Raw genomic sequence first — 24,199 nt, forward strand, 5'->3', positions numbered from 1 at the left:
ACGCGGCTGCGTCTCGCCCCGAAGGTGCTTAAGCAAAATGCTAGGGTTGTTCTCTAGTCCGTCCCAGAAAGGTCATTCGTGGAATACCGCACAATTCGATTCACAGCCATAGGCGACGAGCTACTTGCCGGGCACGGGGATCCGCGGGCTCTTGGCTGGTATGGCCGTGTTTTGGCACGCACCACCAACAACGATGTGCGGATCGAAAGTTACACCCTTGCAGCCCCGGGCGAAGGCTCTGAGGCCTTGAGCACTCGTTGGCTCGATGAAGCATCGCGCCGCTTTGGCGAAAACGTTGATAACCGGCTGGTGGTTGCGCTGTCCGATCGCGATCTCGACTTGGGTCTCTCCACGGCGCGCAGCCGGCTGAACCTGGCAAATATTCTTGATATGGCATCGCAGATGAGCATCAAGGCACTAGTTGTCGGTCCGGCTCCCGGACTCGACCCCGCACGGAACGCCCGACTTGCCGAACTGTCAAATGTGTATGGCGATGTTGCAACACGACGCCATCACCACTACGTCGACACCTTTACCCCGCTGCAGAATCATGCACAGTGGCTCAACGACCTGAACGCTAACGGCGGGCTGCCCGGGCAGGCAGGCTACGGACTCATGGCGTGGCTGGTGCTGCATCGCGGCTGGTATTCCTGGTTGGGACTGCCCGAACCCGGCGCAAGCTAATGAGCAGTGTTGCGCGTCATTTTGTAAAATCGACGCCGCATGTGAAAGACTGAGTCACAGTCCACAGGATGACCCAGATCACAGCAGGGAGTACGTCACATGAGCAAGCGATCACGTAAGCGCAAGGACCGTAAGCGCGGCGGAGCAAACCACGGCAAGCGTCCCAACACCTAAACAAGATTTCTTTCCGGCACCGTAACGGCGCTGGTAATACGGTGAATTGCAGTAGTAGTTCCCCACAACGCAAAAGGTCGGTTTTCCTCAGTGGAAACCGACCTTTTGTAGTGCCCGGTTCATTAACGCCCGGCAGATTCTCTTGACCTAGCCCCGCGTCGAGATGTGGGGTAGCCGCAGGAGCCAACGGATAAACCCGAACGTATTAGCCGTGGCCGATCTCCACACGGATCTCACTGATCCGCGAAATGATCTTGGACTTCAGTGTTTCCGGAGCGATCTCTTGGCAGCTGCGGCGCACGACCGATCGGATGATGCACTCAAGATCGTATTCCTCGGTGCACTCGGCGCAATGTTCCAGGTGAGCCCGCACCTCGGTAAGATCCTGCAGCGACAAGGCGCCATCAAGATATTCGTAGAGCCGGACGATCCGCTTGTCGTCGCAATCGCCCAGCGAGTGGCAGTCGCCCATTACTTCTTCTCCGCTCCGGGCTTTGTGGCCCCTTGAGTCTTTGCTGCTTGTCGACCACCGCGTTCCTGAGCGTAGTCGGCAAGCAATTCTCGCAATTGTTTACGTCCGCGGTGCAGCCTGGACATCACCGTTCCAATGGGAACACCCAAAATTTCGGCGGCTTCCTTATAGGGGAATCCCTCAACATCTACAAAGTAGACGGCCAGCCGGAATTCTTCGGCAATCGCCTGTAACGCGTTTTTCACATCCGAATCCGGTAAGTGATCAAGCGCTTCCATCTCCGCCGAACGCAACCCGGTGGGCGTGTGTTCGGCGGCCTTGGCCATCTGCCAGTCCTCGACGGTATCGCTACCGGTACGCAGCGGCTCACGCTGACGTTTGCGGTACAGGTTAATGTAGGTGTTGGTCAGGATCCGATACAGCCAGGCCTTCAGATTCGTCCCTGGCTTGTACTGGTGGAACGCCGAGTAGGCCTTGGTATAGGCCTCCTGAACCAGATCCTCGGCATCGGTAGGATTACGGGCCATGCGCATTGCCGCCGAATAAAGCTGGTCGACATATTGCAAGGCATCGCGTTCGAAGCGCTCGCGGCGCTGTGATTCGGTCTCATCGGCTACCGGTACAGTGTCGGTGCCCTGTATATCTTCGGTCATCACGGCCAAGTCTACGCGTAGCGGCGCAAACGTGGCGCTCGGGGCCGCGGCTTCAAGTACAGCCATATGTTCCTCCACCCTCGTTCAAATGCCTTGCACACCGGAATCCTTTAGTAAGCGTTGCCGGGTTGCGGCTGTTCCTCTGCGACGGATCTGCCCACCAGCCACACGCATACCAGATACATCTCTCAACGCCATAAACCCCCACAGTATTCCGCGGCCGATGCGTCAAGCCGCTCTGGGTGCGCATCATAAGCGGAGCGCCGCGGCAGTTAGGCAAGCTCCATCGACAGCTAAATACCGCTCACACTGAGGCACACTGCAAATAGCCCGGCACCAAACGGTAGGATTGAAGCAGGCATCGAACATCAATCGTTCAGGGAGAGTGCGTTACTTAGCCAGCGGCCGGGCACCGCACCCACTATTCGCTTCATGTACCCGGGCCGCGGTTCAGCGTTGAACATCTTCACCCCCCCGTTCTCCCACCTGTGGCCGGATATTCTGGCCCACACCTTTACCTGGAGGCAGCCAATGAGCATGCAGAACACAGTTAATCAGCTTTGGGACGCACCACACCCCAATACGCCAGTTAATGGCACAGTTGTGGTGCCCGCCTCTAAGTCGCTGACCAACCGGTATCTGTTGCTCGCGGCACTTGCCGATGGAACCTCGCGCGTGCGCAACGCACTGGCCTCTCGAGACTCGGATTTGATGATCGAGGCATTGCGTGCGCTGGGCACCGGGATCGAGATTCTTCCCCAGCATGACGGCACCCTTGACCTTGTCATCACCCCCATTCAGGTGGCCGATGGCTCGGCTACCGACGCGTCGGTCGAGGGGATAAACATCGACTGTGGTCTGGCTGGAACCGTCATGCGATTCGCTCCCCCACTAGCCGCCCTAGCCCAGGGCCGATTCGCCTTCGATGGCGATCCACATGCGCGGCTGCGCCCCATGGCACCGGTGCTTTCCGCGCTGTCCGATCTGGGCGTGGAAATCATCGAGCACGGCGAGCCGGGGATGTTGCCGGCCACCGTGAACGGCACCGGCACGCTAGCTGGCGGACGCGTGGAGATTGATGCCTCGGGCTCCTCACAGTTCATTAGCGCGATCCTACTGATCGCCGCCCGCACCACCAACGGTATTGAAATCATTGCGGCTCCGGGACCGATCGCCAGCCCGGACCACATCGAAATGACTGTGCAAACGCTGCGCGAACTCGGTGTCACCGTCACGCGCCCCACGGAACGCAGCTGGAAGGTAGAACCCGGTATCATCAACGCCTTTGACAAGGTCATGGAACCTGATCTTTCAAACGCCGGACCTTTCCTTGCCGCAGCCATGGTCACCGCCGGCACCGTGCGTATCCCGCACTGGCCCACGACCACCACGCAGGTGGGCGATCAGTGGCGCGAAATCCTCACGCGCATGGGTGCACACATCGAACACCGCGCAGATGGCACGCTGGTGCTCACCGGGCCGGAAACCATCAAGGGCATCGACTTTGCCGATGCCTCCGAACTTGCTCCCACGTTGTCCGCCATCTGCGCGCTGGCCACCACGCCTTCGCGGCTCACCGGGATTGCACACCTGCGCGGGCACGAAACCGACCGGCTTGCCGCCTTGGTCACCGAATACACCAAGCTCGGTGGAAACGTCGTAGAACTTCAGGACGGGCTGGCCATCACCCCGGCCCCGCTACAGGGCGGCGAATTTGAAACCTACGCCGATCACCGCATGGCCACCGCCGCGGCCATCATCGGTCTGGTGGTCCCGGATATCAAGGTCATCGATATCGGAACCACCGCCAAGACCATGCCCGATTTCCCCGCACTCTGGACGACGCTGGCTACCAGCGGAAAGGCCACACACTAAGCACATGGCACGTAACGCACGGGACTGGGACGAATCGGATGTTCGCATCCGCCCCAACAAGAAGGGCACCCGCCCACGCACCAAGGACCGCCCCGCCTACGACGATGCGCTCATCGGGCGCATTATCACGGTGGATCGTGGTCGCTACCGGGCCATCCTCGACGAGGACACCCCGCAAGAGCGTGTGGTGGTTGCCGCCCGAGCCCGTGAGTTGCGCCGTAACCCGGTGGTCCCCGGAGATTTCGTCGCCCTGGTGGGCGACACCTCCGGGGAACCTGACACCTTGGCCCGGCTGGTGCGTATCCAGGAACGTTCAACGTTGCTGCGCCGCAGCGCCGATGACACCGACCCGGTGGAGCGCGTGGTTGTGGCAAACGTCGACCAGCTGGTGATCGTGGTGGCAGCTGCCAACCCGGAGCCACGCGCCGGGTTCATCGACCGTGCCATTGTTGCGGCATTCGATGCCGGGATCTCCCCGCTCTTGTGTGTGACAAAGGCCGATGTGCGCGACCCGGAACCGTTCTTGGAGAACTACCGGCACCTGGATATCGACATTATTGTCTCGCGTACCACCGACGAGTCGGCCACGGGCATCGATGCGCGTTCCGCCGATGGTGCCTCGGCACGTTTGGCCGGAACCCCCGTTGAAGAGTTGCGTGAAATGCTTGCCGGCCGGGTTTCGGTGGTCATTGGGCATTCGGGCGTGGGTAAATCCACGCTTGTCAATGCGCTGACCGGCGCCGCGCGGGCCACCGGTAATGTCAACGCCGTGACCGGCCGCGGCAGACATACCTCTTCCTCCGCGCTGGCGCTACGCGTTGACGATGCACCGGAAGGCACCTGGATCATCGACACCCCGGGCATCCGCTCCTTTGGGTTGGCCCTCGTGGACCCGGAAAACATTCTCAAGGCGTTCGATGATCTGGAACCCATTGCCGCGGATTGCGAACGTGGTTGCACCCATAAGGCCTCCGAACCGCATTGCGCGCTAGACATCTGGGTGGCTTCCGGTGAAGCCGGGACCATCGGCATCGCCAGGCTCGACTCCTTCCGCCGCCTGCTGGGCCAAGATGAGAGCACCGAAGCCAAGGAACTTGGCGCGTTCTAGACCGGTGCCAAGACTCCTCGGGCTCCGTAATGCATCGCGGATCGAAAATTCGCAGGGGGCGCAGCTGACATCAACACCCGTGCAACACCCCAACTGGGATAGGTTTAACTCCATGAACACCGATGTGATGACGTACAACGACGATCTGCGCCTGGCCCATGTGATTGCGGACTCGGTCGACTCGTTGACCCTTTCCCGCTTCAAGGCAGTGGACCTGGTTGTTGAAACCAAACCGGACCTCACCCCGGTCTCCGATGCGGATAAGGCCGCCGAGCAGGCCATCCGTTCACATCTTTCCCGTGCCCGGCCACGCGATGCGATCACCGGCGAAGAATTTGGCACCACCGGCAAGTCAAACCGCCACTGGGTCATTGACCCCATCGACGGGACCAAAAACTTTGTACGCGGCGTCCCGGTCTGGGCCACGCTGATCGCGTTGATTGAGGACGGCGAACCGGTGGTCGGGCTGGTTTCCGCGCCGGCACTGAACCGGCGCTGGTGGGCAGCCAAAGATATGGGTGCCTACACGGGCAAATCGATGGCCAGCGCCCATCGCTTGCAGGTCTCCTCGGTTGCCAAACTTTCCGACGCTTCTCTTTCCTACTCCTCGCTGAGCGGGTGGAAGGAACGCGGGCAACGCGATAACTTCATCGAGCTGACCGATTCGCTGTGGCGCACGCGCGCCTACGGGGATTTCTGGTCCTATTGCATGGTCGCCGAGGGCGCAGTAGATCTTGCCTGCGAACCGGAACTGAGCCTCTACGATATGGCGGCCCTGGTGCCGATCGTGCGCGAAGCCGGTGGCCGTTTCACCTCCGTCGAGGGCGTCGAAGGCTGCAATGGTGGCAATGCCATCGCCAGCAACACGCTCTTGCATGATGCCGCGCTAGAGATCCTGAACGCTGGCCGCTAATGCCACGGGGTCAGGATGCGGCCGTGCCCAGCGCACCGCTGACAAGTAGCGAGGAAAACTACCTCAAGGCGCTCTACGCGCTCACCGAATGGGAGTCCGACCCCGTCACCACGGGGAACATCGCCGCCCAACTGGGTGTGGCACCGGCCTCCGCCACCTCAATGGTCTCCAAATTGGCCGGCAAGAATCTGCTGATCCACCCGCGCTACGGTGCCATTGAATTTACCGATGCCGGACGCTTGGCGGCTCTCTCGGTGGTCCGCCGGCACCGACTCATCGAAACATTCCTGCTCAAGGAGCTGGGCTATGGCTGGGATGAGGTCCATGAGGAGGCCGAACGCCTAGAACACACGGTCTCCACGCGTTTCATCGATGCGTTAGCCGAGCGGCTGGGCAACCCGGCTGCCGATCCGCATGGGGACCCAATTCCCGGGCCCGATGGTACGGTGTTGATGCCACCGGCCATCCGCCTGGACAGGTTCTTGTACCCGGTGTCTGAGGACGCACGACGTACAAGCACCACAAGCAGCTCACGTACCGTCACCAGCGCGCCAAGCGCTACCCCGGGCGTGATCAGTTCTCAGGTCATTGTCAGTCGTATTAGCGATGAGGATCCTGCCTGGTTACGCCGTTGCACCGAGCTGGGTATCTCCCCCGGCGCGCTGATCACTGTTCCGCATGCCGATCTCTCGGCAATTGACGAGACAATGCTGTGGGTGCTGCCCCATTCGCCTGCTCATGAGCAAGCGGCAGGGAATGACTCCGGGGTCAAGGCGAGCGGTAGTACCGGTGCCTAGGGCCATTGGGTAGCTAGCCCCCGGCATGCAGCAGCGCAAACAGGCACCAGAAGGCCCCCATTTTTCCGTCGGCTCGTTGTTGGCCGTCGCGCTGGGTGGCTTTTTGGGTGCCGCGGCACGGATCCTGCTAGCGGTACTGATTCCCGAGAATCCGGCGTTTCCTGCAACTACCCTAGCCGTGAACGTCACAGGGACCGCCGCGCTCGGATTCTTCAGTGTCTATTTTGCTGTTCATCCGCGCCTGCGTGACTGGTGCCGTGCGGGAATAGGCACAGGATTTCTGGGGGCCTTCACCACATTTTCAACGCTTGTCATTTTCCTACTTGGTGCTCCCGTGGCTCTGGCGTTGCTCTACGTCGGACTTTCCCTGGGCTTGTGCGGGCTTGCCGCATGGCTAGCTGTGCGACTCACGGAAGCGCACTACTCCGCCAAGGGCCGCGGCCCGATGATCTTAGAAGGCACCGATGCTCGCGAGCCATGGCAGGGGCCGAGCCAGAGCTCGGGTGAAGAATCATGAGTTTTCTTTCGCTTACTGCTCTGGTGGTTCTGGCCCTGGCTGGAGCCGCCGGAGCGATGCTACGCTATCTGATCGATGTGAGCTTCACCGCTGCGCAGGTACGCCAGGCTCCCAGACGCAAACATTATTTTCCGTGGGGAATCTTCAGCGCTAACACACTCGCATGTTTTCTAATGGCAGGCATTCTTGGCGTTGCAGCACACACCGGGGTGCAACTGCAGCTGGATCGGCTCCTTAACGCCCAAGGCGCCGGGGATCCATTGTCATTCTCAGTATCATTGGTGTTGCTGGCGCTGAGCATCGGCTTCTGCGGCTCTCTGAGCACCATGAGCACCCTGATGGTTTCGGTGTTAGCGTTGTCGCGTTCCGGGGCCCGCACCATGGCTTTGGCATACCTCGGAGTGAGCCTTGCCGCCGGCCTTGCGGCCGGATCACTCGGATATTACATCCCAACGTTGTTTTGAGGGCCCTCACCGGCGCCTAGCTTTCACTAACCTGCTCAAGATTTACCGTGCCGCGCGGCGGCCCGACCCCTTGCCAGTGCCCGTTGCTCCCCCGGCCTGTGCCTTACGTGTGGCAACTGCCTCGGTGATCACACCTTGACCACCAACCACCAGTGTGAGCCCCAAGCTCAATGCGGTCAGTGCGCCCATCGCGATGGCCAGAATCGGCTGCCCGGCAAGGAAGAGTAGCAACCCACCACCGATGAATAACACATGTGCTAATACCGCATGCATGACCGAAGCAATCCTGAAGCTAGCCTTCGGGGACATGAAGAGCCCCCAGAAGATCATCAGCGGTACAACCGTCACCAAGATGGCGACGATGGGGTTCACGTGCGGAAGGGCCCACATGGCACCGAATGCGACAGCACCAAGCAATGCCACCTCGAGCACAAACGAGACGCCAAGCAGGAGGCTCAGTATTGCACCAGATTTTTTAGATTCGGGGGTTGGTTCGGCCGGCACGTTGTGTGGTTCTACCGATTCTTGCGCCTCGGCAGGAGATTTTTGTTGCGGGTTTGCCTCCCGTGCACCCGCTACCACGGGTTCTGCGTCGGTTTTTTCTTCGCTTCCTGGTGCATCTTGCGCTAGCACTTCGGATAGTTCGGCCATCTTTGCTTGTTCAGAATCCGGTAGCTGTTCATCGCCACGATTGATGTCTGTGCTTTGGGCTTTGGCCGGTGATTTTGCTGCAACGGTATCCGGTGTACCCGCAGAATCGGCCCGGCTGCCCTGCGAGATTTGATTTTCTGCGGCTCGGCCGGTCACCGGTGTGTTAACGTTCACCGGTGCTGGTGTTGCGGCCGCTTTTAGCTCTTCCGCCACTTTCGCTGAGTCAACGGTTGCTGTTGGAGTAACTGGTGGTGTTTTCTCAGACGGCGTGGCAGGTTTGCCCGGCTGGCGAGGTTTTGCTGAAAGCTTGGGAGCCGATGTGGGTGTCGGTTTGGCAGCTGTTGCGGTGTCTCCCGCGGTTTCGAGAACACTGCTGTGCAAGATTTTACCCTGCACAGCTTCCTTGCCAGTATCGGCGTCCTTGGCTTGTGATTTTTCGCTGGCGGTAGCAATCGGTTCTTTGGGGGCACCCGGAGCCAGTGTAGTTCCCGGAGCTACCGGTGCAGATGGCTTGTGCGGCTTTACAACACTCCCCGAGACTGAAGCCCGCGGACTGGTCCTTGCCACGGGTAAATCACGGTTCTGTGTTTTAGACTCGGGTCTTACCGTTGAGGGCTTTGGCGCAACTGGTTTTGGCACAGCGGGTTTTGACGTTGAGTTAGGCCTTTGTTGGGCCACCACCGGTTTAGCGTCAGACGTCGGAACCTCGCTCGGTGGTTTTATTGGCGAAAGCTGTGCAACACTTTTCTCGTTTCGCGCAGGCCGAACGGTGGAGGCGCTCAACGCTGCACCAGTCACTGGCTTAATTTTAGCCGCAGGCGCGTTCTTGGCCGCCGACTTTGGCTTCGCTACGGTCTGAGGTTGAGCAGATGGTTTAGACACCGCTGAGGCCGGTGCCTCCGGTTTGGGCGTTTGCGGTGTGGGGGCTCCGGGCTTTGAAGTTACAGTCCGTTGCGCTTTTCCTGGGATTCCGGTGTTGCCATTCTCTGCGGGCGCGCCGTTTGGGGACGCTGGTTGCTTCTGCATGATAACTGTTCCTCACCGGCACTCGACTTTGCTCGGCATACGCCAAGCCCATCTTTTACCCTTCAAGTCTATGCCGCACGTTCAAGAGCCAGCATCACCGGCACACCGGGGCGAGCACGTACCAGATGACACCGAGAATTTGCACCTGTTTCTCGTAAGGGAACCTGTGTTTCATTATTCTTCTGCGCGACAGGGGCCAACAAAAAGGCTTAGCTCGCCAACAAGGGCTCCGGTTAAACAAAACCGGCCCCGGAATCATGTCGATTCCGAAGCCGGTAGTTGTGGAGATGGGGAGAATTGAACTCCCGTCCGATGTGGTGTTGCCAGGTCTTCTCCGGGCGCAGTTTGCAGTGGATTTTCTCTGCTCCAGCCGTCACGCAAACAAGCGGCTGATCCAAGCACAGTTACCTAAATTATGCAGGAAGTTCCGGTAACACTAACTTCCCGCAGTGGCTATCTAAATGACGTTAGGAACAGGGGCGATAGCATCCCCTGGCTAACGGACTACTCTGGCTGCTTAGGCAGCGAGAGCGAAGTCAGTGCGCTTTGAGTCGGCACTTATTGTTTTGCAAAGATCGTTTACGAGATAACTTTGCATCCTCGGCCCGCTTCACTTGTCGCGACTCACACCGTCGAAACCGATCATCCCCGTATTTTGTTGTCAATGAATCGCACTAGGTACGATCCCAACGCCACGGTTTACCCGTGGATATATAGTCTAACGCACAAAAGCGTCTCGTCTATTCCCCGCGGGTTCCCCCATGGAATTTTGTTGTATTACTGCTCGCGGATTCCGCGGTTGCGCTCGCGCAACATGCGCTGTGCTTCCCGGTTATCCTGCTTCTCACGCAAGGTATGGCGTTTGTCGTATTCCTTCTTGCCTCGCGCGACACCGATCTCGATCTTGGCGCGCCCATTCTTGAAGTACAGGCTCAACGGGACGATGGTCAGACCAGCCTCGGTGATCTTGCGTTCAATTTTGGTGAGCTCTTGGCGGTGCAGCAACAGCTTGCGGCGGCGGCGTGCAGCATGGTTGGTCCATGATCCGTTGAGATACTCGGGAATATAGACGTTCTCTATGTAAAGCTCGTCGCGGTAAAACTGACCAAACCCATCTACCAACGACGCTTTGCCCTCGCGCAGGGACTTCACTTCGGTGCCGCTGAGCACCATTCCAGCTTCAAACGTATCGAGGATTTCGTAATCATGCCGTGCCTTGCGGTTACTGGCAATGATTCGTTCTCCCTGCTCTTTTTTGGCCACGTTTCAGCCTCCTCTCTACGCAGGTAATTCTTAGTCAACCGAAACTACAGTTTAGCCCTAGAGAAGTCCCAATGGGTTCACTGCTGCACCGTTGACGATAGTTTCAAAGTGCATGTGGCAGCCGGTTGAGTTACCCGTGGTGCCAACGTAACCAATGACTTGACCCTGCTTTACGCGTTGCCCATTGCGAGCAACGATGCGCTGCATGTGGTGATAGTTGGTGGCAAGTGCCTTACCTCGAATCACACCGTGGCTGATGGTCACTTTATTACCGGAGCTTCCGCCCCAGCCAGCGAACCACACTTCACCATCGGCAGCAGCTACAACAGGCGTACCGCATTGGCCACCAAAGCCCCAGTCAACACCGGCGTGGACGTAACCGCCGCGTCCACCATAGTCAATGGTTCCGGCCGGGGTTGGGCGCCAGCCAAAGCTTGAGGTCTGTCGACCACCGGAGACCGGACGGATCAGACCCCAGGAGCTGCGGTCGGCCGTCGAAGCCGGCGGCTTGGGTGCAACGTAGGAAGGCTTCTCGTAGGGCTTGGGCTTATTTGCAGGCTTCTTCGAGGTGGTTGCCGAAGCGTTCTTCCTGGCATCGGCAGCTGCCTTCTTTTCGGCAGCCTCGATCCTTGCTTGTTCCCGCTCCCATGCAGCCTTCTTTTCGGCCTGCTCTTTTTCCCACTTGGCCTTGGCCTCGGCCTGGCGTTTGGCCTCCGCCTCGGCCGCCTTGCGCTTACGCTCGGCTTCCTCACGGATCAAACGCTCCTGGCGTTCCTTGATCTGCACGTTTACCGCGGCAGTTTCTTTTTCATTCGCTTCAATCTTGGCCTGAAAAATTGGCTTCTTGGCTACCAACGTGGCGCTGAGCGATTCTGTCTGCGAAATGATTCCGTCAAGATCGGCCTTCTTGGCTTCGGCCTCGGCTCGAGCCGATTGTTCACGAGCCAAAGCGGCATCGGCCTGCGCCTTGAAATCTGTGATTTCGCCTTCAACCGCGGCCAAACGAAGCTTCGCGTTGGCATCGGTCGCTGATTGCTGGGTCAACCGATCCAGCGCTGCGTTTTGTGAACGCATGGCTTGGTCGGCCAGATCCATGCCGGTGGCTAGGTTGCCCGAGGCGCTGACGTTGAGCATCAAGGTCAAATCCGAGGACACTCCCCCGCGCTTGTATGCCTGGGTTGCGATCCGACCAATGATCTTCTTGCTTTCTTCGAGCTTGACCTTGTCCTCGGCCATCTTCACGGTCAACTGATCGCGGGTTTCACGTGCCGATTGGAGTCGACGCTCAAGATCTGCAACCTCATCCGAGGCCCGTTGCACCCGGCCCTCGGCATCGGCCAAGGCCAAGCGAGCAGCGGGAAGCTGTGCCTGGTAGCCGCGCAATTCTGCGTCGGCTTCCTTGATATCGGCATCAAGGTATTCAAGATCTTCGTTCAGATCACTGTAGTTCTGCTGAAGTTCGGTCTTACGGTCGTCAAGCTCGTCGGCGTTGGCACCGATACCGCCGGAGACTAGCAACGCTACGGAGAGCGTGCCAACAATTCCGGCGCGTGCGATTCGGCACCATACTGCTTTGGCCAGCATAAATTTCCTTAATCCCGGGGGTGAGAATGAGCATCAGGCATGAACACGACGTGCTAAACCTTCAAGTAACGCCGCAAGGTTATGATCGACGATACACCAGCAAGAAGAACACCCAACAGAATCAGAGCTGGCGCAACGATGAATACTTCGCTGGTGGAGATGAACGCGGTATCCGGATATTCTCGTGCAAGTTTGCCATCGATGAAGAAACGGGCCATGCCCCACAACACCCCGGAAGCAAGCAGTGCACCGAGTAAGCCAGCGATCACACCTTCCATCACAAAGGGCAGCTGAATCGAGGCTTTCGATGCTCCAACAAGACGCATAATGCCGGTTTCACGGCGTCTAGTAAACGCCGAGAGCCTGATGGTGGTACCCACCAAAAGCACTGCACATACGATCATAACGGCGGCAATGCCAATGGCTACCACCGAGGCGATATTGATGATTGAGAAGATCTTTTCCAGCAGTTCGCGCTGGTCAATGACAACATCGACGCCCTTCATTGAAGAGAAGAGTTCGTTGATCACCTCATATTTTTCCGGGTCTACGAGTGAGACGCGAAAAGATTCGGGCAGCTGATCGGCGGTGACGGTGTCAACGATTGCCGAGTTTTCAAACTGTTCGCGGAAATGCGTCAGGGCCTGGGCCTTGTCCTCGTATTCGAAGCTTGCCACATAGGGAGAAACTGCGGCGGATTCGAGCATGCCCTGGATATCGGTGCGCTGGGCATCGGTGATGGCACCATCGGCACAGGTCATTGATTCATTGTCTTCACCACACAGGAAGATTGCTACCTGGACCTTGTCATACCAGTAGCCCTTCATCTGGGTGATCTGCATTTGCAGCAGTGCCGCGGCACCCACGAAGGTCAGCGAAACGAAGGTGACAAGGATAACCGAAATCACCATGGAGAGGTTGCGGCGCAGGCCGGCTGCGACCTCGGAAAGTACAAATCCTAGCCTCATGGCATGTCATCCTCTGTGTCGAACGGGGCGAAGGCCTGCTTGCCGGGTGCGGCCTTGCTTCGTTCCCCGGGGGTTGCGACACGTAGTTCACGAGTGCCGTCCTGGTTGATCACCGGGATCATCGAGGTGTATTCGCCTAGCTTTTCATCGCGCACGATATGGCCCTCGGAAAGTTCGATGACGCGTCGGCGCATCGAGTTTACGATTCCATCATCGTGGGTTGCCATCAGGACAGTTGTACCGTTTTGGTTGATCCTATCGAGCACGTTCATGATGCCGACGCTGGTGGCCGGATCAAGGTTACCGGTGGGTTCATCGGCCAATAAGATTGCCGGCTTATTCGCAATGGCGCGTGCAATGGCAACGCGCTGCTTTTCACCGCCGGAAAGCTCATGTGGCTTGCGTTTTTCCTTGCCCTCGAGGCCGACCATTTTCAGCACCTCGGGGACGTGTTCGCGGATGGCACTTCGGCTCTCGCCAATAACCTGCATGGCAAAGGCAACGTTGTCAAAGACGTTCTTCTGCTCCAGCAGGCGGAAATCCTGGAAGACCACACCGATGCCGCGGCGCAATTTGGGCACACGCCAGGAGGGAATGCGGGCAACGTTTTGGCCTGCTACGTGTACCGAACCGCCGGTGGCGATAAGTTCGCGCAGCACCAAGCCCAGGAACGTGGACTTGCCCGAGCCCGAGGGGCCCACGAGGAACGCAAAGTCGCCGCGGTCGATCTCAATACTGATGTCGTCCAAACCGGGACGGGACTTCTGGTCATAGACCATCGTCACGTTTTCGAATCTAATCATCACAGCTCTGCCCGTCGGATCGCCGGCAGAGGATCCAGGGAACGGGACTTTGTCTTATAGGGAGATTCAACAAGGCCAGCCCTTGCACTCTATCGGCACCGCGGGATCTGCACGGCACACCGCTTAGGCGTGTCACGAAACTGGGTATCGGGTGTGTGGTGCCTGCAAGGGCAGCAAGATACCTTTTGACTACTGTTTGATAGCTAGGCAAAAGTGTTTGTGGGCTTTACCGCATTTAGGACTGCGGGCGGCGTTGGGTTGCACGCCAGCGAATACCGGCATCGATGAAATCGTCGATCTCGCCATCGAGTACACCGGAGGTGTTGCCAACCTCGTATTCGGTGCGCAAATCCTTGACCATCTGGTACGGATTAAGCACGTAGGAGCGCATCTGGTCTCCCCACGATGCCTTTACATCCCCGGCAAGCTGCTTCTTCTTGGCGTCGGCTTCGGCCTTTTTGACGAGCAGCAAACGTGATTGCAGCACGCGCAGGGCCGCGGCACGGTTCTGGATCTGTGACTTTTCATTCTGCATCGACACCACGATGCCGGTGGGAATGTGGGTCATGCGTACCGCGGAGTCGGTGGTGTTCACCGACTGCCCACCGGGGCCCGAGGAGCGGTACACGTCGACCTTGATCTCATTTTCTGGGATCTCGATGGAGTCGGTTTGCTCGATCAGCGGAATGACTTCTACCGCGGCAAAGGAGGTCTGACGGCGACCCTGGTTATCGAACGGGGAGATGCGCACCAAGCGGTGGGTACCCGCCTCAACCGAGAGTGTGCCAAACGCGTAGGGCGCGTTGACCTCAAAGGTTGCAGATTTCAGGCCGGCTTCTTCGGCGTAGGAGGTATCCATCACGCGGGTTGAGTAGCCATGCTTTTCCGCCCAGCGCAGGTACATACGCAACAGCATTTCTGCGAAGTCGGCGGCATCGACGCCACCGGCACCAGCCCGAATCGTCACCACGGCCTCACGCGAATCGAATTCTCCGGAGAGCAGCGTGACAACTTCGAGGTCGGCAAGCGCCTTGCTCACTGCCTTGAGCTCGTCGTTGGCCTCGGCAAGCGAGTCTGCATCGCCCTCCATCTCGGCGAGCTCAACCAGAACCTCGAGGTCATCGATGCGGGTTGCGATCTTGGTGATGCGCTCAAGCTCGGACTGGCGGTGCGAGAGTTTGGAGGTCACCACCTGTGCGGCTGCCGGGTTGTCCCACAAATTTGGCACACCGGCTTCCTCGGAGAGCATCTCGATGTCTGCGCGAATGCGCGGCAGGTCGGAGACCTCTTCGATGGAGGCGTAGGTGGAGCGCAATGCGCGGATTTCTGCGGGGAAGTCAGTTGAAGCCATGGTGCTTCCAGCCTACGACATCTCAGCGGTGGTTCTTGGCGTGCAGAGGCATTATTGCGGTGTGGGTTTAACGGGTCAACAAGGTTCGAGCCTTTGCTTCGACGGAAATCGACACCCCCGAGGGCACCATCCAGCCAATAATTGGTGGATGTACCACCGCACCTAATTTCAAGTGAGCCGTGAGTGAATCGCCCTGTACGCCGGCGGAAATAATGTGTAGGCCAGCGAATTGGCTACCGGCTTCCACCTCGGCAATGTACTTGGATGCGGCGGCGCGTACCTGGGCCGGGTTCAGTGACAGCGTTGCCTCGTTTGCGCCATGGGCCTTGAGATCAAAGTTATCCGCTGCCGCCGCCACCGCTCCGTCTGCAACCGAGAGCAACCTGCGTGCCTGAGCGTTGACTGCAGTTGCGGCAAGGACCACGGAGATCACCAGCAGGGCAATGGCGATCATGCCTATGATCAGGATCATTGACTGACCCGATTCGTCTCTCTTCTGGCAAATATTGCACCTAGCCATAACGATCGACCCGGTGCGTTGCACTTGATTTCACGCTACCGGTGCGCGGGGTCCAGGCTGCCGGGAGCAAGGGAAGCACGGTATCCACGGTGACTTGGACGGTGACGGTGCTACCCGGGGCCAGGCAGCTGCCGGTGCAGCTGTAGCCGTAGGAGACCCGTGTCCCCTCGATACCCATATTTGCTGCTGCCCTACGCACCGCATCCGATACGCGAGCATTGGCTTCCGCCTCCGAGGCGGCGCTAACAAATACCTTGGCTCCGTGGTCGGCGGCGCCCACCGCTGCATAGGTTGCGCTTTGCAGGGCCCCGGCGGCTATCACCAAATAGATCAGCGGAACCAGTAACAAAGTCACCAAAAAGATGAATTCCACCATAGCCGATCCTGATTCATCATTCTGGGCTGGCTCCTGATCAGGGGTTGTGGGCTGTAATCCACAAGCACTCCCGGGCAGCAAGCCAACACTGCTCAATATTCCAGCGCAGTTAACTGTGTAGCGACGCGGCTCAGCCATAGCGCACTGCCTCACCGCTGACCTCAAAGTGCGCAAACAGTGGGATCATCCCGATCATTGGAACTCCCGCTCGCACCGTGATCACTAGGCCCGGTTGTCCACCTATGGTGACGCTGGTTCCTTTGACGTTTGTAGCGTAGGAAGCATTCAACGCACCTGTAATGATTTCTTGGGCGCGCGCGACTCCATCGGCCGGTCCTCGATCGGCAAGAGTTCCGTACCGTGCCCCATTTGCCGCGGCATCCAGCAGCGTGTTTCGCACATGCAGCGCCAGAGTGAGTTGAAGAACGCCCAGGAAAACGGCGATGAGTAGGGCACTAACCATCACAAACTCGGCAACTGCCGAACCCCGCTCGAGCTGTGCCCGCGCGTCAATGGAGCTGTATCGAAATAGTTTCCGGCTCGGCCGGTGCCCCGCACGGTGGCGCGCGGTGTCTCTTGGCCCGTGACGTTGAGCCGATTTTATGTGGCGGTTGCTGGTGCAAGATCTAAAAATTGGCATGATTTTTGTGTGGATGTGGGGGCAGCTTCAGGCTTCGCAGCTAGCCACCCTTCAGCCGTTATTTCATGCCGGCAACGCGATCGATTGCTTGGTTGAACAGATCTTGTAAGCGCGGCCCGGCGATCGCAATGAGTGCCGCTACCAAGAGCGCACTCATGAGCGTGATCATGACCCATCCGGGTACGTCTCCGCGTTCCTCCCGCCGTACCTTGCGCACGAGCGTCGTGGTTGAATCGGTCAACCACATACCCAGGCAGAAGATCATCAATCCAAACTTCTCTGTCATTTTCATGATAGTTCCCTCCTTGGCGGAACTTTTGTGCAGGTGATGAAGTGGGCCGTCCCCGGTGGGAAGCCCAATCGTTGAATGTTCCCGGATAGCTGACCGGCATGCGCGCTGAGCTTGGGGCGCATCAGTAGCTCATATCAATCAGTGAAAGCCCCGGATACACGGCAAAAACGATGGTTAGCGGGAGCACGCCAAAGACAACGGGAACCATCATCCCTATTTCCTTTTTCCCGGCGGTTTCCATCAATTCCCGCTTTGCTGCATCGCGCACATCCTGAGCTTGGGCACGCATCACAGCGGCGATCGGGGTGCCTCGTTCAGCTGCCACGGTGATCGCGTCAACAAAACGTGTCATCGCCGTGAGCCCGATGCGATCGGCCATGGATGCCAGCGCCGAGACCAGTGTGGAGCCGGAGCGGACATCGGCGAGCGCCATGGAGAATTCTTCGCTCAGGGCCCCGGTTGAACTGCGTGCAACTCGTTCGATGGAACCGATGGTGCTCTCCCCCGCGCCGACGGCGAGTGCCATGAGTTCGGCGATGGTTGGGAATTGGTTAATGATGCGTTTAGATCGGCGGGAGATTTGTTCGCCCAAGTACCAATCACGCAAGAGATAGCCACCTATGGCACAGCCAATCAGGACGACAAGTGAGAGCATGGGGTTGAATCGTCCGGCGAGCAGGTTTAGTCCTATCAGTGCTGCTCCGATGAGGGTCAGCGCGGCTGACCAGAGTAATTGTTGGGCGCGGAAGTCAAGCACACTTGTTTTGAGTCCGGCTCTAGCTAGGCGGCGGGAAAGTGCTTCGTTGCCCGGGTTTAGTCGTGCGGTGTTGCGGATAAGATCCGAGATCAGCGGGCCTAGGATGCGCCCCAATGGGCCGAAGGGGGTTTGTGCGGCAAGCGGTTCGCTGAGCATGCGGGCGGAGGTTCGTCCGCTGCGTAGGTGTGGGGCCATCCGGTCTGCGAAGCTAATGGGCCGCATGAAGGGCAGGCGTACCAAGACCAGCCATAGCCCGCAGCCCAGGATCAGTCCCAGTAGCAGGGCGAGGGTTGTTGTGCTTTTCATGGCTGTGCCCGTTTCATCTGAACACCCGTTCTTCCTCGGGGAGTTTGCCAATGCGCATCATGGCGCGGTAACAAACAAATGAGATGCCAAGTCCCGAGAGAAGTACCATCACTCCGGTGACCGTTGAGTAGGCTGAGACGGCGGCCGGCTGGGCCGCTAGCAGTAGGAGGATCACCCAGGGCGCGGCAACAGCAAGGCGTGCCGCGGAAACCGTCCATGATTGTCGTGCTTCGAGTTCTCCGCGGGTTCTGGCCGCGTCCCGAAGAAATGAGCTCAGGGTTCCGAGCATTTCGCCAAGATCGGTGCCTCCGACTTCACGGGTGATACGTAGTGCTGCAACAATTTTGTCTGCCACCGGGTCGGCCAGACGGTCGGAGAGCCGGTTGAGGGATTCTTCAAAGCGGGCAGTAGCGCGGTAGTCAAGCCCGAAGTCGGTAAAGGCCGGGCGTAAGGCAAGGGGTCCTTGAACCCCAAGTTGGGTCAGGGCTTCGGGTAGCGAGAGTCCCGCACGAATTGCCGAGCGGATATGGTCCACCACATCGGGCCATTGTTCGCGCAAGGCTGCACTGCGCTTGGCCGCCTGATGGTTCACTACGGCAAAGGGTGCTGCGGCTCCGAATCCTGCGAAGGTTAGCGAGATCATGCCGGCCCCGGTGAGAACTAAAACGATCAGCCCCACGATGATGCTGCTGGTGACCGAGGCGTAAATGAATCCGGCTCTAGTGACCTTGTCCATTCCGGCACGGAGTAATAATTGTTCGATGCGGGAGGACTTTTTGGGCCCGGTGTTCCCGGCTGGCGGGGTGAAAGAATTGAATATCAGTAGTAGGCCAAAGCCCAGGCTCAATCCCAGGAGCAGGCTCATGCTACTGCCCGCCCCAGTGCAGCAACATCAATTCCGGCATCGACTAGTTTTGGATGGGCCAAATCTGCTGCTGGTTGGAGTTCGAGATTTCCATCTGTAGCTTCGAATATTGAGGTGGTCTCGATGGCACCATTTTCAACCCGGCGACCCAGGCCTAATACTTCGCGTACGTAACGACGTCCATCGCTGTCTTTGCGGCAATGCACCACCAAGTCGATACACGCTGCAACGGTGGGAACACCCAAGTTCTAAAGACTGCATGTATTGGTTATGGTGTTGGTATGACCAAGAAAGCTTTCATCTATTGCCGCATTAGCCAGGATCGCTCTAAAGAGGGTTTGGGCGTTGCCCGTCAGGAAGCTGACTGCCGGGCGCTCGCCGATAGCCTTGGGGTTGAGGTCGTTGAGGTGTTCACGGATAACGACATGAGTGCGTCCAACGGGCGTAAGCGTCCGGGTTATGAGTCGATGCTTATGCGTTTGGCAGAGGTTGACACGATTTTGTGCTGGCACAATGACCGCCTGACTCGCAAGATGGTTGAGCTTGTGCCGTTCATTGAGCTGGTTGAAGCGCATTCGATCACGATTCAAACGGTTAGCGCTGGTGAGTATGACCTGCGGACTAGTACCGGCAAGATGATTGCTCACATCATGGGGTCGGTTGCTCAAAAAGAAGCTGACCAGATGGCCGAGCGTATGAAGCGTAAGCGTGTGGAGCTTGCTTCTAAGTCTCGTTACATGGGTGGCCCTCGCCCGTTTGGCTGGAACCCCAAGGGGTCTGATTGGGATCTAAATGTGCGTGAAGCTGAAGCACTAGCGAAAGCTTCATATGCGATTCTTGAAGGCAGTTCCCTGCGGGCTATCTGTACTGACTGGAATGACCCAGAGCGAGAGGGTGGCGCGCTTCTAAGTACGTTCGGTAATGATTGGCATGCCAACTCATTGAAGCGCACACTGATGCGTCCGCGTAATGCTGGATTCTTTGTGGTGAAGGATCAGGTGATGAGTGATGACGTTGTGCCGCCGATTGTTTCGGAAGAGGTTTGGCGGGCGGTGTGCACGGTGCTGGATAACCCCAAGCGGCGTACTAGCATGACGCGGGTTGCCAAGCATCTGCTTTCGGGTATCGCGCAGTGTTCTTGTGGGCAGATTACGCAACCGGGAAAAATCAAGGATGGTAAGAACCCCGAGACACCTAAGGCACCGATTTATAAGTGCCGGGATATTGGTAAGAAGGGCACCGGTAGCCATGTTGCTAAGCGTATGGAACGCATGGATCACATGGCCGAGGTCTGGGTTTGGCGCATGCTTATGAATGGTGCTGGCAATGAATCCAAGTCACCTGAACTTGGGGCTAAGGTTGCCGAGCTAAAGGCTGAGCTTGCGAACTTGGCGACGCGTGAAGCTGAAGCGGGTGACGCTGTAGCAACTGGATTGATGACCTTCCAACAGTTGCAGGCGTTCAATCAATCACTGAAGGCTCAACGTGAAGCTCTTGAGTCTGAGCTTGGGAATATTGGTACGCATGTTGTGCGTGCTGGCATGATGGTTGACTCTGCCGAGACTAGGCAGGTTGCTGATGACCGCTTTAGGGAATGGTTGAACCTACCGGTTGATGATCGACGCGCGTTCATTTCAGCTAACTTTCATGTGGTGATGCTGAAGGGCAAATCTGGGTGCAAGTTCAATCCCGAGACGGTTAGTTTTGTTCCGCGCTCCCCTGCTGATTTGGGGGCACGGTTTGACGCTGAGCAGTTGGCGGCGTTGGAACATGTGCCGTTTGCCGAGACACCGGCAGCGGGTTTGGAAATTTTGGAGCGGTGGCGAGCGTACCGTGAGGGCGGTGGCTTTGATCGGTCACTCGCTACAGCAAAATATTTGAACACTATGCGGGAGCATGCCATGTCCAACTAGGCATGTCGCGTAACAATCACACCGATTAGCCTATGTTTTGCCGGACATGTCTAGACAAAAGACTGGACATGTCGCCCCGTTGCCGGACATTGGCAAAGACACCTTGTGATCCGTGGTTAATCTGTTTCCCGTTTGTTTCGTTATCGGTGAGCGCCAAATGTTTGCCAGGATTTGAAGGATGTTTTACGGCTAATGGGAATTGATCGGGCTGAACTGCTGGGTTTGGTTGGCAGTGTTCTTGATGTTCAGACTGATTGGGCGAGCGGTGAACGGTTGACGGGGTTGTTGTCGGCGGTCAGGTATTACGACAGCACACCTGAAGCTGAGTTGCATTTTGTGGGGTTGCTTCACACGTTGTTACCGGGAACGGCGCTACGTGTGGCAGGTGTTGAACGTGTGTATCAGCCCGCGTTAAGAGCTGTGTAAGCGCCGCGCTATGCGTGGTTGCCCAGTGATGCTGAGACGCTGCTCTACGGCTGTTAGGCGTGCTTCTACGGGCTTGTGATCCACAGACGAAAGAACCCCCAAACCTTTTTGGCTTGGGGGTTCTTTGTATGAGTGCTTAGTTTGATAGGGCTTCCATGCGACGGTATAGGGTGGCGCGGCCAATGCCCATTTCTCGGGCGACTTGTGCGACGGGCTTACCTGCGTCGATAAGTGTCATCGCGTTACGGATCGTTTCATCGCTGATGCTTTCGCGTCTACCCCCAAGGTCACCGCCTTTGGCTTTGCGCTTTGCCACGCTGTCTTGAATGCGCTCTGTCTTGATTGCAAGTTCCATCTCTGCCAGTGATGCCATAACCGTAAACATCATCTTGCCCATAGGGGTGGATGTGTCAACGTCGCCGCCGCCAAGGTTGAGCACTCGCAGGTTTACACCGTTGGCCTTGAGTTGTTCTGATAGTGCAAGCATGTGCTGAGTTGACCGCCCGAGACGGTCTAGCGTGGCGACTACTAGCGTGTCTCCCGTGTGGAGCGCTTCTAGCATGCGGTCTAGTTGTGGGCGTTTGTCGCGTGATCCGCTTACGCCGTGGTCAACGTAGAGGTCATCTTTGCGTACCCCGGCATTGAGTAAATCAATTTCCTGGCGGTCGGTGTCTTGACCTTTGGTACTGACTCGGGCGTATCCGATTAGCTTTGTCATGTTCTTAGAGTCCGTTCTCGGTTGCCCATTGGATAAATTCAGGATGGTTGGCTTGTAAGCCCATTGGCCAGCGGTTAGCGGCATGGCAACCGGTGGCTGTATCGACGCGAGTTGATGGGAAATTACATTCATCTGCTGATGTGTCGCATTCAATGCACTGCCATTCTTTGTAACCGTGGTCTAGGTAGTGGCGGTGTTCGGTGTTCATTGTTTGCTTCCCCTCTAAAAGTGTCTCACAACTCAGGTTGATAACTAAAATGTAACAGGTAGTTGTGAGACAAGCAAGCGAGACACATGGTTCATTGATTTCACGGGGGTTGCAATGTGTCTCACTGAACTGTCTTACATCCTTTCGGTTGCGAGACACCGATACCATTTACATAAATGACCGAGACACGAGGGGGAAGTCCACAAATGGGAATTGAAAATCTAATAAGCAGTGATCACCTTGCCCGCATTTCAGGTGAGGCGCAGCGCAATGCAGAAGCAGCGATGCGTCACACTGAAGAAATGGCGAAGGCCGCACAACTAGCGCAACGCGTTAGGCAACGACAAGCGGCAGAAGATGAAGCGGTAGAGCGCGCGCAAGCTGAGCGAGTCGCACAAACGAAACTGCTTAGCGCGCTGAGCGCACTGAGTGAAGAGCAAGCACAGACGATGGCCGCCATGAACAAGGCGAGCCGAGAGCAAGTGCAGACGCTCGCGGCCATGCGCAAGCTCAGTGAAGACTTGGAAGGTGAGCGGCGACGCTCTAAGTACCTTGAAGAGAAGCAAGCAAAGTTCAACAAGGGCATGACGATACTTGCATCTGTACTGGCAGGTGGCGCTGTGATCGTACCGTTCATCGTGCTGTACCTAGACAAGGTGCTGTGATCCAACGGTGAGCGCCCGAACACTAGGCAGGCACTCGGCTTTGGTACTAGTGGGCGCGGCTCTAAGCGCCCGCGTAAGCGACGCAACCACTGATCCGGCACTGACTGCCGCACATGCTCTTAGAATCGCTTACGCACACTGCCTAGGGCGTGCCAGGGTGTAGGGGGTGGGGGCACTCCCCCAAACGACTTGCCAGCCCACCGCCCGTGGGTAGCATCCGTCATTCTGTACGAGTTTTAGAGGTCTTCAAACCGCTGTTTGATGGATTGCACGGTGCTGCTCGGGCGTTACCGGCATGAGGTGGTAGACGCTGGCGCATGCACGGTTGCCGCACGCATGATGCAGGGCATGGCCGGGGGCAAGGTATCCAACCAGAGCCAACCATGCCATGCGGTGAACCGTGAGATAGGGCTTGCTTGGGTAGGGGCGAGCATATCCGTCTTCACTAGGCTCTTTTGCCCAGACCATGCACCCAGGATTGTTAGGGTCGGGGATGATGAATGGCTCTACGTCTTGGGCGTAAGCCGTTGCAACGTCATGATGCCCACCGAACCATCGAACATAGTTCTGCTGCTGTTCTTTGTATTCTATTTCCTGCTGGGCACGCATCTTTGGCATGGCTCCGGGCAACTGGTTGAGGTACTGAAGATTGATTGTCTCGGCTTCAGACGTGAGCGGGTGCAGTGTCCAGAGGATACGCTGTGCGTGACGTTCATCGGGGCTAGGGGTAGCAAGCGGACTAGGCAACTCGTTGAGCTGTCCTAACACTTTGCGCATGGTCTTAGCTGTGCGAACAATACCCAATCCCAATAGCTCGGGAACGGTCGATGGTTTCCCCTTGACTGCCGCACGGTGAAGCACTCCGGCTGTGCGTAAAGCTGGTGACCTAAACATGTCTGGCAACCCTTCAGAACCTAGTAAAAGAGGGCACTTATTTAGCAAGGTTTTACCCCGGTTTTTTACAGAAGATTCTTCAATGATTTTGTATCGTCCGATAGACCGTGTTGAGGTCTTGGGTAAGGCTTCAATCTGTCCATTGGCAACCAATCGTTTGAGGGATGTTGCGACGGTAGGAGCAGACCTGCCAACGTGTGCCGCGATAGTCCTAGTTGATTCTGTAACGATTCCCTGAGCGTTGGTGAACTGGTGCAGGGCTGAGAGAACTAGTTGATCCGTGGGGTTCAACTTATCCGTGGCATTCATTCTCAGT

30 protein-coding genes, 1 other RNA gene and 1 pseudogene are annotated in these 24,199 nt (G+C 57.6%); 12 read left to right on the forward strand and 20 right to left on the reverse strand.

The window, feature by feature from the left end; translation table 11 throughout:
• The first annotated feature begins 78 nt into the window (after window positions 1-78).
• On the forward strand, window positions 79-684 hold the full coding sequence (locus CQ018_RS16375) for a GDSL-type esterase/lipase family protein (protein ID WP_105551093.1): 606 nt from the start codon (window positions 79-81) through the stop codon (window positions 682-684).
• A gap of 99 nt (window positions 685-783) precedes the next feature.
• A complete protein-coding gene (locus CQ018_RS20850) occupies window positions 784-858 on the forward strand; it encodes a 50S ribosomal protein bL37 (protein ID WP_372342882.1) in 75 nt (24 codons plus the stop codon).
• A 205-nt stretch (window positions 859-1,063) separates the two neighbouring features.
• Here the strand turns inward: CQ018_RS20850 and rsrA are convergent, their stop codons facing one another.
• Both rsrA and CQ018_RS16385 read right to left on the reverse strand, forming a co-directional pair.
• Window positions 1,064-1,330, reverse strand: a complete 267-nt coding sequence (rsrA, locus tag CQ018_RS16380) for a mycothiol system anti-sigma-R factor (protein ID WP_105551094.1) — start codon at window positions 1,328-1,330, stop codon at window positions 1,064-1,066.
• Window positions 1,330-2,049, reverse strand: a complete 720-nt coding sequence (locus CQ018_RS16385; RefSeq protein ID WP_105551095.1) for a sigma-70 family RNA polymerase sigma factor — start codon at window positions 2,047-2,049, stop codon at window positions 1,330-1,332. Before CQ018_RS16385 ends, rsrA begins: the two co-directional genes overlap by 1 nt.
• Before the next feature lie 471 nt (window positions 2,050-2,520).
• On the opposite strand from CQ018_RS16385, the gene aroA reads away from it, so the two are divergent.
• From aroA to CQ018_RS16415, 6 genes are all read left to right on the forward strand, one after another.
• Window positions 2,521-3,858 (forward strand): 3-phosphoshikimate 1-carboxyvinyltransferase, encoded by a 1,338-nt coding sequence (gene aroA / locus CQ018_RS16390; protein WP_308729235.1) that lies wholly within the window; start codon window positions 2,521-2,523, stop codon window positions 3,856-3,858.
• Between the two features lie 4 nt (window positions 3,859-3,862).
• Window positions 3,863-4,966, forward strand: coding sequence for a ribosome small subunit-dependent GTPase A (rsgA, locus tag CQ018_RS16395; protein WP_105551097.1), 1,104 nt, complete (start codon window positions 3,863-3,865; stop codon window positions 4,964-4,966).
• A 112-nt stretch (window positions 4,967-5,078) separates the two neighbouring features.
• A complete protein-coding gene (hisN, locus tag CQ018_RS16400) occupies window positions 5,079-5,879 on the forward strand; it encodes a histidinol-phosphatase (RefSeq protein WP_105551098.1) in 801 nt (266 codons plus the stop codon).
• Window positions 5,879-6,676 carry a metal-dependent transcriptional regulator gene (locus tag CQ018_RS16405; protein WP_105551099.1) on the forward strand — a complete coding sequence of 266 codons (798 nt, stop codon included), beginning with the start codon at window positions 5,879-5,881 and terminating at the stop codon, window positions 6,674-6,676. The genes hisN and CQ018_RS16405 overlap by 1 nt, the downstream gene beginning before the upstream one ends.
• 25 nt (window positions 6,677-6,701) lie before the next feature.
• Entirely contained in the window at window positions 6,702-7,193 is a 492-nt protein-coding gene (locus CQ018_RS16410) for a CrcB family protein (RefSeq protein ID WP_105551100.1), read from the forward strand.
• Window positions 7,190-7,657 carry a CrcB family protein gene (locus CQ018_RS16415; RefSeq protein WP_105551101.1) on the forward strand — a complete coding sequence of 156 codons (468 nt, stop codon included), beginning with the start codon at window positions 7,190-7,192 and terminating at the stop codon, window positions 7,655-7,657. Before CQ018_RS16410 ends, CQ018_RS16415 begins: the two co-directional genes overlap by 4 nt.
• Before the next feature lie 42 nt (window positions 7,658-7,699).
• Here the strand turns inward: CQ018_RS16415 and CQ018_RS20110 are convergent, their stop codons facing one another.
• Complete coding sequence (locus CQ018_RS20110) at window positions 7,700-8,689, reverse strand: YrdB family protein (RefSeq protein ID WP_181149944.1); 990 nt, start codon at window positions 8,687-8,689, stop codon at window positions 7,700-7,702.
• Between the two features lie 22 nt (window positions 8,690-8,711).
• Here CQ018_RS20110 and CQ018_RS20115 point away from each other — a divergent pair, with 22 nt between their 5' ends.
• The gene (locus CQ018_RS20115; protein ID WP_219844074.1) at window positions 8,712-9,167 is read left to right on the forward strand and encodes a hypothetical protein; all 456 of its coding nucleotides are present in this window, start codon (window positions 8,712-8,714) and stop codon (window positions 9,165-9,167) included.
• A 446-nt stretch (window positions 9,168-9,613) separates the two neighbouring features.
• Here the strand turns inward: CQ018_RS20115 and ssrA are convergent.
• The 13 genes from ssrA to CQ018_RS16485 all read right to left on the reverse strand — a co-directional run bounded on the left by ssrA (window position 9,614) and on the right by CQ018_RS16485 (window position 19,304).
• Window positions 9,614-9,984, reverse strand: a transfer-messenger RNA (tmRNA) gene (gene ssrA / locus CQ018_RS16425).
• A gap of 127 nt (window positions 9,985-10,111) precedes the next feature.
• Complete coding sequence (gene smpB / locus CQ018_RS16430) at window positions 10,112-10,597, reverse strand: SsrA-binding protein SmpB (protein WP_105551103.1); 486 nt, start codon at window positions 10,595-10,597, stop codon at window positions 10,112-10,114.
• 57 nt (window positions 10,598-10,654) lie between these two features.
• Entirely contained in the window at window positions 10,655-12,181 is a 1,527-nt protein-coding gene (locus tag CQ018_RS16435; protein ID WP_105551104.1) for a M23 family metallopeptidase, read from the reverse strand.
• A 53-nt stretch (window positions 12,182-12,234) separates the two neighbouring features.
• Window positions 12,235-13,149, reverse strand: a complete 915-nt coding sequence (gene ftsX, locus CQ018_RS16440) for a permease-like cell division protein FtsX (RefSeq protein ID WP_105551105.1) — start codon at window positions 13,147-13,149, stop codon at window positions 12,235-12,237.
• Window positions 13,146-13,952, reverse strand: coding sequence for a cell division ATP-binding protein FtsE (ftsE, locus tag CQ018_RS16445; protein ID WP_105551106.1), 807 nt, complete (start codon window positions 13,950-13,952; stop codon window positions 13,146-13,148). The genes ftsX and ftsE overlap by 4 nt, the downstream gene beginning before the upstream one ends.
• Window positions 13,953-14,187: 235 nt before the next feature.
• Window positions 14,188-15,303 carry a peptide chain release factor 2 gene (prfB, locus tag CQ018_RS16450; RefSeq protein WP_105551107.1) on the reverse strand — a complete coding sequence of 372 codons (1,116 nt, stop codon included), beginning with the start codon at window positions 15,301-15,303 and terminating at the stop codon, window positions 14,188-14,190.
• A 67-nt stretch (window positions 15,304-15,370) separates the two neighbouring features.
• Window positions 15,371-15,775: a hypothetical protein gene (locus tag CQ018_RS16455; RefSeq protein ID WP_105551108.1), complete on the reverse strand. Its 405-nt coding sequence runs from the start codon at window positions 15,773-15,775 to the stop codon at window positions 15,371-15,373.
• Between the two features lie 40 nt (window positions 15,776-15,815).
• Window positions 15,816-16,199: a hypothetical protein gene (locus CQ018_RS16460; protein ID WP_105551109.1), complete on the reverse strand. Its 384-nt coding sequence runs from the start codon at window positions 16,197-16,199 to the stop codon at window positions 15,816-15,818.
• A gap of 130 nt (window positions 16,200-16,329) precedes the next feature.
• On the reverse strand, window positions 16,330-16,839 hold the full coding sequence (locus tag CQ018_RS16465) for a TadE family protein (protein WP_105551110.1): 510 nt from the start codon (window positions 16,837-16,839) through the stop codon (window positions 16,330-16,332).
• 58 nt (window positions 16,840-16,897) lie between these two features.
• Complete coding sequence (locus CQ018_RS16470) at window positions 16,898-17,086, reverse strand: hypothetical protein (RefSeq protein ID WP_258142670.1); 189 nt, start codon at window positions 17,084-17,086, stop codon at window positions 16,898-16,900.
• A 166-nt stretch (window positions 17,087-17,252) separates the two neighbouring features.
• Entirely contained in the window at window positions 17,253-18,194 is a 942-nt protein-coding gene (locus CQ018_RS16475; RefSeq protein ID WP_105551111.1) for a type II secretion system F family protein, read from the reverse strand.
• A 13-nt stretch (window positions 18,195-18,207) separates the two neighbouring features.
• Complete coding sequence (locus CQ018_RS16480) at window positions 18,208-19,059, reverse strand: type II secretion system F family protein (RefSeq protein WP_105551112.1); 852 nt, start codon at window positions 19,057-19,059, stop codon at window positions 18,208-18,210.
• Entirely contained in the window at window positions 19,056-19,304 is a 249-nt protein-coding gene (locus CQ018_RS16485) for a hypothetical protein (protein ID WP_181149948.1), read from the reverse strand. Before CQ018_RS16485 ends, CQ018_RS16480 begins: the two co-directional genes overlap by 4 nt.
• Before the next feature lie 36 nt (window positions 19,305-19,340).
• On the opposite strand from CQ018_RS16485, the gene CQ018_RS16490 reads away from it, so the two are divergent.
• Both CQ018_RS16490 and CQ018_RS16495 read left to right on the forward strand, forming a co-directional pair.
• A complete protein-coding gene (locus tag CQ018_RS16490) occupies window positions 19,341-20,972 on the forward strand; it encodes a recombinase family protein (RefSeq protein WP_181149949.1) in 1,632 nt (543 codons plus the stop codon).
• Window positions 20,973-21,164: 192 nt separating this feature from the next.
• A complete protein-coding gene (locus CQ018_RS16495; RefSeq protein WP_105551114.1) occupies window positions 21,165-21,398 on the forward strand; it encodes a hypothetical protein in 234 nt (77 codons plus the stop codon).
• A gap of 136 nt (window positions 21,399-21,534) precedes the next feature.
• On the opposite strand, the gene CQ018_RS16500 is transcribed toward CQ018_RS16495, so the two are convergent.
• Window positions 21,535-22,116, reverse strand: coding sequence for a recombinase family protein (locus CQ018_RS16500; RefSeq protein WP_105551115.1), 582 nt, complete (start codon window positions 22,114-22,116; stop codon window positions 21,535-21,537).
• A 4-nt stretch (window positions 22,117-22,120) separates the two neighbouring features.
• Window positions 22,121-22,324, reverse strand: a complete 204-nt coding sequence (locus tag CQ018_RS16505) for a hypothetical protein (RefSeq protein WP_105551116.1) — start codon at window positions 22,322-22,324, stop codon at window positions 22,121-22,123.
• 176 nt (window positions 22,325-22,500) lie between these two features.
• On the opposite strand from CQ018_RS16505, the gene CQ018_RS16510 reads away from it, so the two are divergent.
• Window positions 22,501-22,989, forward strand: coding sequence for a hypothetical protein (locus CQ018_RS16510; RefSeq protein ID WP_146111935.1), 489 nt, complete (start codon window positions 22,501-22,503; stop codon window positions 22,987-22,989).
• Between the two features lie 246 nt (window positions 22,990-23,235).
• Here CQ018_RS16510 and CQ018_RS16515 read toward each other — a convergent pair whose 3' ends face one another.
• Window positions 23,236-23,883: an HNH endonuclease signature motif containing protein gene (locus CQ018_RS16515; protein WP_258142665.1), complete on the reverse strand. Its 648-nt coding sequence runs from the start codon at window positions 23,881-23,883 to the stop codon at window positions 23,236-23,238.
• Window positions 23,884-24,033: 150 nt separating this feature from the next.
• Window positions 24,034-24,192, reverse strand: a pseudogene (locus CQ018_RS20855) (helix-turn-helix domain-containing protein); the annotation flags it as partial.
• Window positions 24,193-24,199 lie beyond the last annotated feature (7 nt).

This window comes from Arthrobacter sp. MYb227 (genome assembly GCF_002975435.1).
Classification (GTDB): domain Bacteria; phylum Actinomycetota; class Actinomycetes; order Actinomycetales; family Micrococcaceae; genus Paeniglutamicibacter.